16 protein-coding genes and 1 other annotated feature are annotated in these 15,347 nt (G+C 40.7%); of the genes, 3 read left to right on the top strand and 13 right to left on the bottom strand.

Going from position 1 to position 15,347, the window contains the following annotated elements:
* The first annotated feature begins 22 nt into the window (after positions 1-22).
* Both NST39_RS06085 and trpS read left to right on the top strand, forming a co-directional pair.
* A complete protein-coding gene (locus NST39_RS06085; RefSeq protein ID WP_341027500.1) occupies positions 23-286 on the top strand; it encodes a DUF3899 domain-containing protein in 264 nt (87 codons plus the stop codon).
* A 44-nt stretch (positions 287-330) separates the two neighbouring features.
* Positions 331-549: a binding site (T-box leader), on the top strand.
* Between the two features lie 53 nt (positions 550-602).
* Complete coding sequence (gene trpS / locus NST39_RS06080) at positions 603-1,598, top strand: tryptophan--tRNA ligase (protein ID WP_341027499.1); 996 nt, start codon at positions 603-605, stop codon at positions 1,596-1,598.
* Between the two features lie 35 nt (positions 1,599-1,633).
* Here the strand turns inward: trpS and NST39_RS06075 are convergent, their stop codons facing one another.
* From NST39_RS06075 to NST39_RS06025, 11 genes are all read right to left on the bottom strand, one after another.
* Positions 1,634-2,386, bottom strand: a complete 753-nt coding sequence (locus NST39_RS06075) for a YjbA family protein (RefSeq protein ID WP_050945290.1) — start codon at positions 2,384-2,386, stop codon at positions 1,634-1,636.
* Positions 2,387-2,458: 72 nt separating this feature from the next.
* The gene (locus NST39_RS06070; RefSeq protein WP_341027498.1) at positions 2,459-3,736 is read right to left on the bottom strand and encodes an MFS transporter; all 1,278 of its coding nucleotides are present in this window, start codon (positions 3,734-3,736) and stop codon (positions 2,459-2,461) included.
* A gap of 170 nt (positions 3,737-3,906) precedes the next feature.
* On the bottom strand, positions 3,907-4,659 hold the full coding sequence (locus tag NST39_RS06065) for an SAM-dependent methyltransferase (protein ID WP_341027497.1): 753 nt from the start codon (positions 4,657-4,659) through the stop codon (positions 3,907-3,909).
* Between the two features lie 118 nt (positions 4,660-4,777).
* The gene (gene opp4C / locus NST39_RS06060) at positions 4,778-5,677 is read right to left on the bottom strand and encodes an oligopeptide ABC transporter permease (RefSeq protein ID WP_106064987.1); all 900 of its coding nucleotides are present in this window, start codon (positions 5,675-5,677) and stop codon (positions 4,778-4,780) included.
* Positions 5,678-5,710: 33 nt separating this feature from the next.
* Positions 5,711-6,661, bottom strand: coding sequence for an ABC transporter permease (locus tag NST39_RS06055; protein WP_044139928.1), 951 nt, complete (start codon positions 6,659-6,661; stop codon positions 5,711-5,713).
* A gap of 133 nt (positions 6,662-6,794) precedes the next feature.
* Positions 6,795-8,429 (bottom strand): peptide-binding protein, encoded by a 1,635-nt coding sequence (locus tag NST39_RS06050; protein ID WP_341027494.1) that lies wholly within the window; start codon positions 8,427-8,429, stop codon positions 6,795-6,797.
* 83 nt (positions 8,430-8,512) lie between these two features.
* Positions 8,513-9,535: an ABC transporter ATP-binding protein gene (locus NST39_RS06045; RefSeq protein WP_065098859.1), complete on the bottom strand. Its 1,023-nt coding sequence runs from the start codon at positions 9,533-9,535 to the stop codon at positions 8,513-8,515.
* Entirely contained in the window at positions 9,532-10,512 is a 981-nt protein-coding gene (locus NST39_RS06040; RefSeq protein ID WP_341027493.1) for an ABC transporter ATP-binding protein, read from the bottom strand. Before NST39_RS06040 ends, NST39_RS06045 begins: the two co-directional genes overlap by 4 nt.
* 170 nt (positions 10,513-10,682) lie before the next feature.
* Entirely contained in the window at positions 10,683-11,477 is a 795-nt protein-coding gene (locus NST39_RS06035; protein WP_185107555.1) for a DUF2268 domain-containing protein, read from the bottom strand.
* Between the two features lie 77 nt (positions 11,478-11,554).
* Entirely contained in the window at positions 11,555-12,796 is a 1,242-nt protein-coding gene (gene fabF / locus NST39_RS06030) for a beta-ketoacyl-ACP synthase II (protein WP_003211631.1), read from the bottom strand.
* A gap of 21 nt (positions 12,797-12,817) precedes the next feature.
* Positions 12,818-13,756, bottom strand: a complete 939-nt coding sequence (locus NST39_RS06025; protein ID WP_003212296.1) for a beta-ketoacyl-ACP synthase III — start codon at positions 13,754-13,756, stop codon at positions 12,818-12,820.
* 169 nt (positions 13,757-13,925) lie between these two features.
* Here NST39_RS06025 and NST39_RS06020 point away from each other — a divergent pair, with 169 nt between their 5' ends.
* Positions 13,926-14,159 (top strand): hypothetical protein, encoded by a 234-nt coding sequence (locus NST39_RS06020; protein ID WP_226805013.1) that lies wholly within the window; start codon positions 13,926-13,928, stop codon positions 14,157-14,159.
* A 10-nt stretch (positions 14,160-14,169) separates the two neighbouring features.
* On the opposite strand, the gene NST39_RS06015 is transcribed toward NST39_RS06020, so the two are convergent.
* Together NST39_RS06015 and NST39_RS06010 are read right to left on the bottom strand one after the other, a co-directional pair.
* Positions 14,170-14,367, bottom strand: coding sequence for a ComZ family protein (locus NST39_RS06015; RefSeq protein ID WP_341027490.1), 198 nt, complete (start codon positions 14,365-14,367; stop codon positions 14,170-14,172).
* 10 nt (positions 14,368-14,377) lie between these two features.
* The gene (locus NST39_RS06010) at positions 14,378-15,340 is read right to left on the bottom strand and encodes a BMP family ABC transporter substrate-binding protein (RefSeq protein WP_341027488.1); all 963 of its coding nucleotides are present in this window, start codon (positions 15,338-15,340) and stop codon (positions 14,378-14,380) included.
* Positions 15,341-15,347: the final 7 nt, after the last annotated feature.

Here is a 15,347-nt window from a genome sequence, read left to right as displayed (position 1 = left end):
TGGGCACCTCTCTCTCTTAAGTATGATTAACATCACTTTTTATTTAGCATCGATCACTTTGCTAATATGGTTATTGTTAATCACTTTAAAAAGTGGTTTTTTTGATCAAACAGCTTACAGCTTTCGAAAGGTATTTGATTCATTAAACAAGCAAAAGGGCACTATTGACGATGATTTAAACAAACATTTATCATCATCTTTCCAAAGTAATTTTCCCTTCATGAAAATAATAGGTTTTAGCTTATTAATTGAAATGTTTATTCTGCTCTTCATTTATTATATATAGGCTTTGACTTTTGATTTTTGCTTAATTATAATGAATTAAATTATACTGTTGCGATGAAAAAGAAGAGTACATATATTCACCATTAACAGAGAGTCTGCGGCCGGTGCGAGCAGATAATGGCATGTATGGAATGGGCTTTGGAGCAGCTAACCGAACACTTTTGAAAGTCAGTAGGCTTAGACGGAGCAGTCTCCGATATCAACGTCTTGAGTGATTTCCATGTGAAATAACAAGGGTGGTACCACGGTTCATTCGTCCCTTTTCTGTTGAAAAGTGACGAGTGGGCCTTTTTATATTGAAGAAAAGAGGTTTTAGTATGACAAAGAAGAAAATTTTTTCAGGCATTCAGCCGAGCGGTTCTGTGACATTGGGGAACTATATTGGAGCGATGAAGCAATTTGTCGATTTGCAGCATGATTATCACGGCTATTTTTGTGTAGTCGATCAACATGCGATTACAGTGAGCCAGGACCGACTAGCCCTACGCCAAAATATTAGAAGCTTAGCAGCTCTTTATTTAGCAGTTGGACTTGATCCAGAGAAGGCGACATTGTTTATCCAATCAGAGGTACCTGCTCACGCCCAGGCAGGATGGATGCTGCAATGTGTTGCTTATATTGGGGAATTAGAAAGAATGACCCAATTTAAGGACAAATCCGCTGGTAAGGAAGCGGTTGTTTCAGGCCTATTAACGTATCCCCCATTAATGGCTGGCGATATCTTATTATATGGTACTGATTTAGTCCCTGTCGGAGAAGATCAAAAGCAGCATCTTGAATTGACTAGAACGCTTGCTGAACGTTTTAACCGCAAATACAATGACATCTTCACTGTACCTGAAGTGAAGATTCCAAAAGAAGGCGCTCGGATTATGTCTTTAGCAGATCCAACGAAAAAGATGAGCAAATCCGATCCGAACCAAAAATCCTTCATTACCTTATTAGATGAACCAAAGCAGCTTGAAAAGAAAATCAAAAGTGCTGTGACGGATTCAGAAGGCATCGTTAAGTACGACAAAGAAAACAAGCCTGGGATCGCCAACTTGCTGACGATTTACTCTGTCTTAGGTAACATATCGATTGCAGAGCTTGAGCAAAAGTATGAAGGCAAAGGGTATGGCGAGTTTAAGGGAGATCTTGCGAACGTCGTCGTTGATGCTTTAAAACCAATTCAAGATCGATACTATGAACTCATTGAGTCAGACGAGCTTGACCGCATTCTTGACGAAGGTGCTGAAAAAGCAAACCGCGCAGCAAACAAAATGCTGAAAAAAATGGAGAATGCAATGGGTCTAGGTAGAAAGCGCAAATAAAAAAAGCTTGCAGCACATCACGCTGCAAGCTTTTTCTAATTCACCTTTGATTCGTTTTCCATTTCCCAAAGCTTTTCAAAAAACGGCTGTCCCTTAATCATTTTTTCACAAAATGCTAAATGATTCTCTGACCATCCATCAATGGTTTCATTGTAAAGCATGTTCCAAATCTCTTCGAATGACATTCGTTTGATTTGATTGTACATGCGCGGATTCCATTCCGTATACCAATACGCAATCTCCGCCCTGTTTTGAAGACCTTTTAATTGATCGAGCGCCATAAACATTAGCTGCTTCAGCTGTCTTTCTTTTCTCGTTAATCCGCTGATGTGCTGCGGCGGCAAAGACAAAATGTGATACTCCTTCGCCGACTCAAGACGGTCCTGAGAGAATTCATATTCCTCAGCCTTCACATCCTTCACCATTTCATACACCAATTGCTCCTGCCTTGGGATTAAGCGGCTTTTCCTCACAGGAATAGAATACCCAATCGTATCCACAGCAATAATTCGTATGCCGTCTGTCACCACAAAGCAATATTCTAATTTACGCCGTTCATGATTTTTTCGAATATATGATTTCTCAAAAACAGATTCTAGCAGCGTCTTCGGCAGCTCTGAAAGATCATTCTCTATGTAATCATACAAAGGACTCTGCACCTTGAGTAAAGGTACTTGATCTAACAGCTCCACACTGTCCTCCTTGCGCCACTCATGAAAATGACACACATTGTAGCCATTTTCTTCCCCTTCAAACCAATTCACCCATACGTCATGAAGAAATAACATAACCAATCCCTCACTTTATAAAAACTGTTGTCCACAGTATGGGCAAGGGATAGAGAAATTATTCCAACTTTATTAAACTTCAAGCTGGGCATCAGATGGTTTATCTTTATTTTCTTTCGTGACAGTTAATAAAGCATAAAAACCTTTCATCCGCATTGACAATAAACTGATAGCGAGCAATACTCCGCCGGAAATGGCAGTAATCCATATAACACCAATATATTTAGAAAAAATACCGGCGATGATTAAACCGAGAATGATACCAAGATTGGAGAACATTTGTAAAATGGACATCGCTCTTCCTCTATAGGCATTTGGAGTCAGCCCAAGAAATAAACTGCTAATCGGTACATTCAAGAAAGCGTTCATTAATCCTATACCGAACATCCAAAGATAGACTGGGGGTAATCCAAATAATGTTTCAAAAAACTCAATCGGCAGGATAGCCATCATCCAAAGCCCCATAAAGATCGTCGTGGTGATTAAGATATAGCCTGGTTTTAATTTCCCTAACAAATATGGACCTAAAATGGATCCAATAACGGCACCGATCCCTGAAAATGCTTCAATCATTCCGAAATGAAAACCTGTCACTTTAAATTCGTGCAGCAAAATAGAGTTTGATGTTGTGTTAAAAATACCAGCGATAAACATTACTTGTGTTAATAAAATGATTAAAAAAGCAAGAGGAGCTGATTGAAATACAACCTTCAATCCTAGTTTGATCGCCGTCCATTGTTTTTCTTTAAATGATGAGGAAATCTCTTCTTCTTTTTTATTTTTCTTTTTCACAAGTACAGCCGTTAACAAAATCAAACATGCGGATAGACTATAAGAAAGAATATCGATCACAAGCAGTATAGTTGGAGAGAAAAAAAGAAGCAACAGCCCTGCAATACCAGGTCCCGCAATTTGCATAACAGAATAAATACTCTGTGAAACGCCCATTGCCTCTGTAATATTTTTCTCCCCTACTACAACCGGGATATAAGAGGAACGTGCTGGATAAAAGAAAGCACTTCCTATACCTGATAAAAAAACAAGAACAATGACATAAACTGGGTGGTTTATACTAAAGATCATTCCTATTAATATGAGAGCTCGAAATAAATCGGCAGCTATCATGATATGGTGTTTTTTAAAATGGTCTGCCGCAACACCACCTATCAATCCGAAAAAAAACATAGGTGAATATTGACAAAACAAGACAAATCCAATTAATAAAGGGTCATCGGAAGTGGTCCCAACAATATAAAGGATGACAATAGTGGTCAGACCGTCCCCAAAACGGGAAATCAGTTGCGCCAAACAAAAGGTTAAAAATCGCGGCTGTTTCAGGATAGCGATCAATCAAATCAACCTCTCTATCTTCTCTTCTATTGAATTATTTACGTAAGAAAGTGCGTGTTCTTTTACACGCACTTTACAGAATAAATATAAATGATTTGTTTTCTATAGATAGTTATTTTGGTACGATGATGATGACGTTTGTTTTCATATGACTCACCCCCTTTAATGCTTTATTTAGTGCATAAAAGTATCATGTTGTGAGCTTCTACGGTATAAGGATTGCCTTCAAAATCTCCATAAATTTGTTGGACGATAAAACCAATATCTTTTAACATATTTGTGATTTCTGAGACACTGTATAACCTCATCTTAATAACATGTTTAGTTGTTTTGTCATTCACTATTCTTGTTTGGTCTATCTTAATGGTGCTGTTTACAATGTCTAACTGTCTTCTTTCTAAAGCATAGCCTGTCTCTTCGTCACCAAACCAAATAAGCGGATGGAAATATTTAACTATAAATTCTCTGTTTGCAAGATGGAGAAGCAAAGTTCCTCCTTCTTTTAAACATGCATACATAGTTTTAAGCATCTTCATGTTTTCCTCATCTGACATATAGACAATGGACGTTTCCATATTAAGCACAACATCATACGTTCTAGGAGGCTGAAAGTCTCTTCCATCTGCTAAAAAAGTTGTCACTCCGTGATTTGAAACTTCTTCAATATGCGCCAAAAAATCCTGATTGAGATCTAGTCCATCTACCTGATATCCTTCTTGCCAAAGTTTAAGAAGATGTCTTCCATGCCCGCAACAAAAATCTAATATTTGCGGATGATCATAAGTTTGAAGGATTTTTCTTCGGATGAAATCAATTTCTACATCGACATTACGTGATAAAAGATGTGAGTAAATTTCTTTATACTGAGCACCAAAGAAATCAGTGCCTTCATCTGAAATTGGTGTTTCCACTTTAGCAGACAATTAGGAGCTCTCCTCTCAATCTCTTTATTCATTGTAAATCTATGGTATCATATTAAAATACCTTTTCCAACCTTTTTTGTTATAAAAATACATATTTTTGATACTTAAGTATTGAGATTCACTTCAGCTTTTTAGGATCAAGCGCATCTCTCAGTCCATCTCCTAAGAAATTAAAGCATAAAACGGTCAGCAATATCAGTAAACCTGGGAAGAGAGGATACCACCACGCTTGCACCATAATCGAGAAGTTTTGTGCATCTTGCAGCATGTTGCCCCAGCTCGCTGTTGGCGGCTGTATGCCAAATCCTAGATAGCTCAGCGTTGATTCGGCTAAAATGACGGAACCTACTTTTAGTGTAGCTGACACAATAATAGGACCGATACAGTTCGGTAAAATATGCGAAAAGATGATGACATGGTTTTTCGTTCCAATGGTTCTTGCTGCGAGTACGAATTCTCTTGTTCGTAGTGATAAAAATTCACTGCGGATCAGTCTCGCGGTTGTGGTCCAGCCGGTCAAAGCAAAGATTAAAATCAATTTATCAATGCCCGGTTTGAAAATGGTAACGAGCGTGATCAAGAGAAAAATATCGGGAATCGACAACACGACATCCACAAGTCTCATTAACAAGGAATCAACAAATCCTTTGAAATACCCCGCTACCGCTCCGACCACCGTGCCAATGGTAATCGCACCGACCACCGAGACGAAACCGACTAATAAAGAGACCCTCGCGCCATAAAGCACCCTTGAGAAAATATCTCTACCAAACTTGTCAGTTCCCATCAAATGCTCAGCACTTGGCGGCTGGAGTCGTTTTAATAAATCTTGCTGCTCTGGTGCGTAAGGGGCAATTACTGGAGCGAAAATGGCTGAAAAGATAATCACCAATAAGATCACGGAGCCGGCAACCGCCAATTTATTTTTGAAAAATTTCTCACAAAATAAACGCAGCATCGTCTCTGGCTTTGGCGGAAGACCTTCCTTTAATTTGATATCTACAGGAGGTGTTCCCATATTAGGCTGTGCCAATTGTGCTTCAGCTCCCTTCTAATATTCAATACGCGGATCAACGATCGCATAGAGAATATCCGCTATTAAATTTCCAACCACCACGAGCACTGCGGAAATAACAGTCATCGCCATAATGACCGGATAATCTCTCGAAAAGGCAGAATCAATGAACAGCTTTCCAAGCCCTGGCCAAGTGAAAATTTGTTCCACCACGACTGCACCACCAATAAAGGATGGAATCATCAATCCGAAAATCGTAATGACAGGCATAAGACCGTTTCTTAACCCGTGCTTGAAAATGACTTTGTTTTCTCGAAAGCCTTTCGCTCTTGCGGTACGAATGTAATCCTGCCTCATGACATCAAGCATACTCGACCTTGTGTATCGGGTGAGCCCTGCCATATCAGCGGTTGCTAAAACAAAGGCTGGTAAAATGATGTGATGAAGCCGGTCAAATACATTAAAATCGGCATTTAAGGTAGAGACGCCGCCTGTTGGGAACCATCCTAAATTCACAGATAAAACCATTATTAGAATGAGTCCAAACCAAAAATTCGGAATAGCCAGTCCGATAAAAGATGTAACCGTAATGCCATAGTCTAGCTTTGTATATGGACGTTTTGCTGAAAGAACACCGAATGGGATGGCGATAATCAGGGCGACTAATGTAGAAAAGATCATGAGGATGAGGGTATTTGGCAGCCGGGCAAAAATCAAATCAGCCACAGGCGTTCCCTTTTTAACAATAGAGGTGCCAAAGTCACCTTGAAGCATATTGCCAAGCCATTTCATATACTGCACATATTCAGGGTCGTTCAAGCCGTACTTATCAATAAAAGCTTCCCGGTCTGCCGCACTAATGGTTGGGTCCATCATAAGTGACATCGGATCGCCTGGTGCTGCTTTCATAATGGCGAAGGACAAAATGGTAATCCCAAATAAGATGGGAATGGAAAGCAGTGTCCTTCTAATGATATATGTAACCATATGCACAACTCCTTTTTCATCGGATCGCCATACTGTGATGAAAAAGGGCTAAAATGGTCTTTATTTTAGCCCTCTGTCTTTTTTGGTGTCTTCACGCTGAAAGGGGAGAACCTTCCCCTTTTTCACTAGCAGCCTACTGTTCAATCCACCATTTCTCGATTTTGTAATACTCATCTTTGGGGTGGTAAGAGTAGCCTTGGAGATTAGATGGCATCGCACGATGTGAGTTGGCATAATAAAGGAACGTATATGGCTGATCTTCTGCGATCAATTCATAAATTTTTTCATATGCCTTTGAATATTCTTTTCGATCGCTTAAGTTCTTAGCATCCACTAACAGCTTATCGACCTCCTCATTTTTATACCAGATGTTATTCAAGCCTTTTTCTGACTGGCTTGAGTGGAAGATGCTGAATTGATCAGGGAATGTGGCAAGGCTCCAGCCGAGCAGCAACGCATCATAATCCCACTTAGGCGGTGTCGTCTGCTCAATGAGTGCACTGAATTCCACAATTTGCGGCTTCGCTTCCACACCAATTTCTTTGAGCTGCTGCTGGACAACGACAGCAATATCTTCACGGACTTTGTTTCCTTGGTTGGTCTTTATGACAAAGGAGAATTTTTTGCCGTCCTTATCAAGATAGCCATCTCCATCTGTATCCTCCCAGCCCTCTTCTTTCAGCATCTTTTTCGCTTTTTCTTGATCAAACTCAAATACTGGAACACTTTCATTCTTCGGATAGTTCCATGACAGCGGACTTTCTGGAATGTTGGCTACTTTGCCGTCTCCATCTAACACTTGATCAACAATCGTTTGACGATCAATGGCATGTGTCAGCGCTTGACGGACCTTTTTACTTTTAAACAGATCATTTTTCTGGTTCCAGCCAATGTATGAATAATTGAGCCCTAGATCAGATTCAATTTTAATGTTGCTGACTTTTTCAGCCGTTTGCAGCTCTGCTCCCGGTACAGCAAAGAAATCAATATCACCTGCTGACAGCTGGGCAATCGCTGCGTTCTGATCAGGAATGGTTTTAATCGTGACGGTATCAAGATATGGACGTCCATCCCAATAATCGTCAAAGGCTTCTAGTTTCACGTAGTCGCCTTCTTTCCACTCGGCAAATTTAAATGGACCTGAACCAATTGGTTTTTTTCGGTTAAATTCATTTTCACCGAGATCCTTTACAGGCTCATCACCTAAAATATGCTTAGGCAAAATGCCATAGCTTCCTAGTGTGACATTATAGAAATAAGGATCTTTTTTATTGAGCTTGAATTCGATTGAGTAATCTCCTGTCTTTTTAACAGAATCTAATACTTCAAAGCCTGATCCGCGCTCCCCGTTGTAGTCCTTATTGATCGGAATGCTGTATGTAAACACAACATCATCAGCTGTCAATTCTTCTCCATCATGAAACTTTACGCCTTTTTTAATGGTCACATCAAACTGCTTCCCGTCATCAGATTCTTTAATATCTTCTGCGAGTGATAACTGAGGGTTCAATTTTCCGTCCGTTTGAAGTAAAAAGCTGTAGATTCTTTCTTCAATATCAGAGCTAGCCACATCTGTTGAATACAACGAGTTAAATAATGTTGGTTCTGCAATGGAACCGATGACAAGATCTCCGCCCTGTACAGGTTTACCGGTGGATTTCTTTTCACTGTCTCCAGAGGTTTTATTTCCACTAGAGCAAGCCGCAAGCATGAGCGTGAAAATCAGCAGTAAACTGATCAATATGGATTTTCCATTTCTACCTTTCATATACAATTCCCCCTATCCTTTTTTAGAAATGACGACAGATGCCGCTTCATCCCCCCTCTCAAAGATGAAATCATCCAAGCCGATTAAGCGTCGTAGAGGTGACAGGCAACGAAGTGATTTGGTTTTAATTCTTGAAATGCTGGTATTTTTTCTTTACAGATTTGTTTCGCATGCGGGCATCTTGTGTGAAATACGCACCCTTTTGGCGGATTCGCAGGACTTGGCAAATCGCCTTGAAGCATGATCCGTTCTCTTTTGATCTGACCCTTTTTACGGGTAACAGGTACAGAAGAAAGCAGTGCCTGTGTATATGGATGGAGCGGTTCATCGTACAGGCTGTGCTTATCGGCAAGCTCCATCATTTTGCCGAGATACATCACGCCGACTCGATCACTAATGTGCCTGACCACACTTAAGTCGTGAGAGATAAATAGATAGGTCAGGTCAAATTCCTCCTGAAGCTCCTCCATCAAATTAATCACCTGCGCCTGAATGGATACATCCAGTGCTGATACCGGCTCATCTGCGATGATCATTTCGGGATTCATGGCAAGCGCACGAGCGATGCCGATTCGCTGCCTCTGTCCGCCAGAAAATTCGTGGGGATAGCGATTAGCAAAGCTTGGATGAAGGCCCACCTTTGATAAAAGCTGTTCTACTTTTTCATTTCTTTCTTTTAAGGAATATAAGTGGTGTGTTTTGTAGGGTTCTTTGATGATGCTTCGAAGTGTTTTTCTAGGGTTGAGTGATGCAAAGGGATCTTGAAAAACCATTTGAATGTTTTTTCGTGTTGATTGTCTTAGCTTTGATTCTGATACACGGGAGATATCTTGCCCTTTAAAAAGGATTTGACCGTCAGTTGGTTCATATAAACGAATCATGGTCCGGCCTAATGTCGATTTACCGCATCCTGATTCCCCCACTATCCCTAACGTTTCACCTTTATAAATCTTCAAATCTATGCCGTCAACAGCTTTGACTGCACCGACTTTCTTCTGAAAGACGCCTGCTTTAATCGGAAAATGTTTTTTGATTTGTTTCAGTTCAAGAATGGTTTCTTTCTCTATTAGATCTGTTGCATGTGGTTGATTTTGAGCAAGGGTCATGTTTGGTCTGCCTCCTCATATAAGAAGCATCTGACGCTTCTGCCATTTTCAAAAGTCCTCAGCTTAGGCAGTTCACCTAGGCAGCGCTCCTTCACTTGCGGGCATCTAGGAGCAAAGCGGCAGCCGGCTGGAAGCTGATCTGGCGCAGGGACATTCCCTTTTATCGCTGTTAGCGGCTGTATGTCTCCTTCAATGACAGGAATCGATTCAAGCAGCCCTTCTGTGTAAGGATGCAGCGGCTGATCAAATAATTCTTCGACGGTCCCATTTTCAACAACCTGTCCGCAGTACATGACAATGACTCGATCTGCCACTTCAGACACGACACCTAGATCATGAGTAATGAGGAGAATCGATGTACCAAATGTCGTGCATAAATCTTTCATCAATGTGAGCACTTGGGATTGAATGGTCACATCTAGTGCCGTTGTCGGTTCATCTGCAATGAGAAGCTTTGGATCACAGCTTAGCGCAATGGCAATCATCACTCTTTGCCGCATACCGCCGGATAAACGGTGCGGATAATCTTTGATGATTTGTTCCGGTCTGGAAAAACCAACAAGCTTCAGCAGATCAATCGCTTTTTTCATCGCTTCTTTTTTTGAAAGTTTTTTGTGATAGATGAGGATTTCTGTTATTTGTTCCCCGATGGTTAAGACGGGATTGAGTGAGGTCATGGGCTCCTGAAAGATCATCGACACGTCATTACCACGAATGCTGCATAATTCCTTTTCACCATATGTAACGAGATCCTTACCATCTAGCTTGATGGAACCGTCCATAATTTTTCCACCAGTGCCGTTAATCAAGCCCATAATGGATAAGGACGTAATGCTTTTGCCAGATCCAGACTCACCGACTAATGCGACAGTTTCTCCTCTGTTGATGCTGAAATCAACGCCATCTACAGCAGGTATCGCTTCTTTTTTTCGAAAAAAATAGGTTTTTAAGTTCTGCACTTCAAGCAGCGTGGTCATGTATTCGCCCCTTTCACCATCAATCAATCGAACTGAATCTAAAAATTCCTTCTTTTTTGAATAAAAAGAATTATCAAAATTTATATTTGTATATTATTACATTATTATGACGAAATCAAGAAGAATTTAGTAAATTTGTAATATGTCTCTTTTTATGTGAATCATTCATTTTATGAGTCTATCGCCTTTAAAAAAGTTTCGGACGGCTCTGCAATCATAGACTCCTCGCTGATTCTGTGTTCACTGAAATATTTTTTCACAATATAATACCCAGTAGCGTAACCAAGCATTTTGGGGTAGTTCCCTTTTCCATAAAGGAGGTTCTGTATCAGTCTTTCGTCGTCCTGCACTTTTTGATCAAGATGACTGGATACCCATTTCTGATACATACGCTGAAGCTGCGTTTCGTCATAGAGAGTGGTCCATTTGGCTGTATAGCTTTCTCCGTATCTATGATACACAGCATATTCAGCGAGCCCCTCCATCATGATTGTATCAAGGAATGTAAAATCTTTTTCTTCTTTCGTGAGAAAATGCAACCTGCATACATGGTGATATTCATGAGTCAGCAATGTGCCGATACGTTCTTTCGGGGTATTTGGCGACAAAAAGAGAAAGACCTTGTCGTCAAATGCCATGCCGGATTGATAATAAAATTGCTCTCTAATTTCTTTACTGCTCTCATTGACTGGCAAAATAAAGACTGGAATGTCAGGGCCTTTCCACTGCTTTTGGAGCGCCTTGTATTCTTTCATGACGAGCTGGAAGTACCCTTTTTCTTTGAGCTTGTCGATCATGTCTTTGCATGATCGAAAAGACCGAATCATGCCGTGATGTTGCAGGTGGGAGAGAATAGAGGACCATTCTTTTTCCTCCGCCCCTTTAAAATAAGGAACAAAGCGCGACGCAAGCTCCTGAAATGATGAAGATTGATGAATGAGATATTGTGTATTGACTAGACCCATACCGCTAAACACCTCCATTTTCATCATATGCAAAAAAGCGGCGATCTGTTTATAGATCACCGCTTTCCTAGGAAATATTACGCTTCGTATTTTTTAAAGATAATTGTCGCATTGTGTCCGCCAAAGCCAAGTGAGTTACTTAGAGCCACTTGTACTTCTTTTGAACGTGCTTCATTTGCCACATAATCAAGATCACATTCTTCATCCGGTGTTACAAGGTTAATGGTTGGAGGAATAACACTGTCTTTAATCGCAAGCACAGAGAAAATAGCTTCTACTCCACCTGCTGCACCAAGTAAGTGACCTGTCATCGATTTTGTCGAACTGATCGCAAGCTGATTCGCATGCTCTCCGAACACTTCTTTAATCGCCATTGTTTCAAATTTATCATTGTACGGTGTGCTTGTTCCGTGGGCATTGATATAATCAATTTCTTCCACAGACAAACCAGCATCTCGAATCGCTTCTTTCATTGCGCGTACGCCGCCTTCTCCGTTTGGAGCCGGTGCTGTAATATGATACGCATCTCCAGTTGATCCATATCCAACAATTTCTGCATAAATCGTCGCGCCACGTTTTAATGCATGCTCAAGTTCTTCAAGAACGACAATCCCTGCGCCCTCTCCCATAACAAATCCGTCACGGTTTTTGTCAAATGGACGGCTTGCTGTCTCTGGATCAGGATTTGTCGAAAGAGCTTTGTTCGCACAGAAGCCAGCAAACGACATTTTTGTTAACGGCGCTTCTGTTCCGCCTGTGATCATCGCATCTGCATCTCCGCGCTGAATGACTTTAAATGCATCACCAATTGAGTTTGTACCTGTTGCACATGCTGTTACAGTACAAGAGTTAACCCCTTTTGCGCCAAGTGCAATTGAAATTTGGCCTGTTGCCATATCTGGAATCATCATTGGAACGAAGAACGGGCTTACGCGTCTTGCCCCTTTATTTGAATACACTTCAAACTGCTCTTCAAATGTTTCAAGTCCGCCAATACCAGATCCAACCCATACACCAACACGCGGTGCGATTTCATCTGTGATTTCAAGACGTGAATCTTCTAGCGCCTTTTGAGCAGCAACGACTGCATATTGCGTGAAGCGTGCCATTTTTCGTGCTTCTTTTTTCTCCATGTAATCTTCAATGTTAAAATCTTTTAATTCTGCAGCCACTTTTGCTGTATATTCACTTGAGTCGACACGTGTGATCGGTCCAACTCCTGATACACCTGCTAAAGCATTTTTCCATGTTGATTCTACATCGTTGCCAAGAGGTGTCAAAGCACCTAATCCTGTAACAACTACTCGTTTTTTATCCATTAATTTGTGCACCTCACTCTTTTATCGGCCCCATCGCATAGCGATTGCGCCCCACGTTAATCCGCCACCAAAACCTACCATTACAATCACATCGCCGTCATGAATTTTTCCGGCTTCGATTTCTTCACATAGTGAAATTGGAATGGATGCTGCTGATGTGTTTCCATATTTATGGACTGTTTTCGACATTTTTTCAACTGGTAGCTCTAGGCGTTCGCGGGCTGCTTCCATAATGCGAATGTTTGCTTGATGCGGGATCAAGAAGTCAACATCTTCTTTTGATAGTCCAGCTTTTTCGATGACGTTTACGCTTGACTCGCCCATTTGTCTTACAGCAAATTTAAATACTTCTCGTCCATTCATGATTGTATGATCTTTTTCATCTAAGTACAAGTGCTTCCCGCCTCTTCCATCGGCTCCAAGCTCAAATGAGAGAATTCCTTTCCCTTCGCTGACCTCTCCTAACACAGCAGCCCCTGCTCCATCTCCAAACAGAACAGCAGTATTGCGGTCATCCCAGTCGGTAATGCGAGAAAGTTTTTCAACGCCAACGACGAGCACGTGCTTGAACGTACCTGATTCAATAAATTGTTTTCCAGTAACAAGCCCATACATAAAGCCAGCACACGCAGCGCTAATATCCATTGCACATGCTTTATGTGCACCGAGCTGCTCTTGAATCATACAAGCGACTGTCGGAAATGATTGATCTGGCGTGACTGTCGCCACAAGAATCATATCGATATCTTCTGCAGCTACATTTGCGTCAGCTAATGCTTTTTTTGCAGCAGCAAGCGCCATATGTGATGTATTGACATCATCAGAAGCAATTCTTCTTTCTTCTATACCTGTTCTAGTACGAATCCATTCGTCAGAAGTTTCAACCATTTTTTCTAAATCAAGATTTGTTAACACTTTTTCAGGTATATAGCGGCCAAGGCCAATAATTCCAGCATTCATTGAATAAGACTCCTTTTACTCATACGAGCATGTGATATTGTGATCTTATATTAGTATCTGGTACTAATTTTAACTTATTTTTTTCTCCTTGGCAATACAAACGTCTAACCTTTCCTCTCACTTTTTTCATAGATTATTGATATACCAATAGTAGAAAGGAGCATTTGATATGGCGCAAAAAGATATTTTTTCGGCTATGATGTTTGGACAGCCGCTTGAAAAGGAGAAAAGCAAGGAAGAAGCAAAGGAGGAACGCGTGGAGACATCTTCAAGTGAAGACTCCATTGACTACATGCATGTCATGAATCAAATTGGGAACATTATGAACTCCATCGATGAGCTGAAGCCTGTGTTTAAAGATGTTGGCCCTATGATTAGTGCCTTCAAAAAAAAATTATCATAAAAAAAAGCCACTATTCTGTGGCTTTTTCTGATTCTGCATCTGCTTTTCCAAGCTCATATGCCTCTTGCATAACAGATGTAAACAATGATAAAAGCGGCTGAAGAGCTTCGGGCTCAAGCTGAATACCTGCTTTATCTAATTCTTCTTTTGCCTGCGGAAAATACTTCATGGCAATATGTAAAAACTCCATCGATTTTTCGTGTTGCATCGCCTTATCCTCACTTTTCATTTGGCAGTTTGCCAGTTTTTTTGTAAGACGCAATATCACTTTCAATGTCTTTCAAAAAAGCACGGTCAATGGTGGAACTAAATTTCCCCATTTCGATCACTCCTTCTTTAAAGTCAAAGGAGTACTCACCTTGTGCATTTAGCTTGCCTTCATTAAATTTCTTCGCAATAATACTATACGCTTTATCCACATGCTGGACTGTGCTTGTTAAGACAGTATGACTGCCGAGGTTAGATTGATCGGTGACATATCCGATCGCTGATAAATTATCGGCTTTGATTTGTTCAATGACAGGGATATTATAACCATCACCTGCTGGATACACAACATCTACGCCCTGTTTTTTTAATTTTTGATAGAGCTCCACGGCTTTGTCCGCATCATCCCAGTTTTCGACAAACTCGGCAAGCACTTGTACATGTTCATCTTGATACTTTGCACCTTTGATAAAGCCGTCTACTTCGCTTTGCCAATCATATGTAGCAAGAATACCAATCTTTTTTGATTTTGACATATGGGCTGCTGTCATGCCTCCAAAAAAGCCCATCGCTTCACCTTTAAACGTCACATTCGCAACATTATCCGCCTGAGGCTTGTTTCCATTTACCGTGATAAATTGTGTTTTCGGATAATCTTCACTAATGATGTTGAAAATTTCGCTGTATTCATTGCCATGGCCAATAATCAAATTGACTCCTTTTTTGTGAAATTCTTCAATGGCATCAACGATTTTCTCTTTGTCGACCATTCCTTCCCTATAATAAACATCTACACCAAATGTTGATTGAATATTTAATAAGCCTTTATAACCTTTCGTTCCCCACACTTGATCATTAATTGTATCGGGGACGAGTAAACCCACCTTCTCAATCTGTCCTTTTAAAGGTGCCTGTGAGCAGGCAGATAATAGGAGAAGGAACGAAAAGATCATGACAAGCCGCTGATACTTCATGCCATGT

The organism is Bacillus sp. FSL W8-0645 (assembly GCF_038007905.1).
Lineage (GTDB): Bacteria > Bacillota > Bacilli > Bacillales > Bacillaceae > Bacillus > Bacillus pumilus.
Note: the sequence above shows the minus strand (reverse complement) of the source record. Positions and strands in the feature narration are given on the sequence as shown.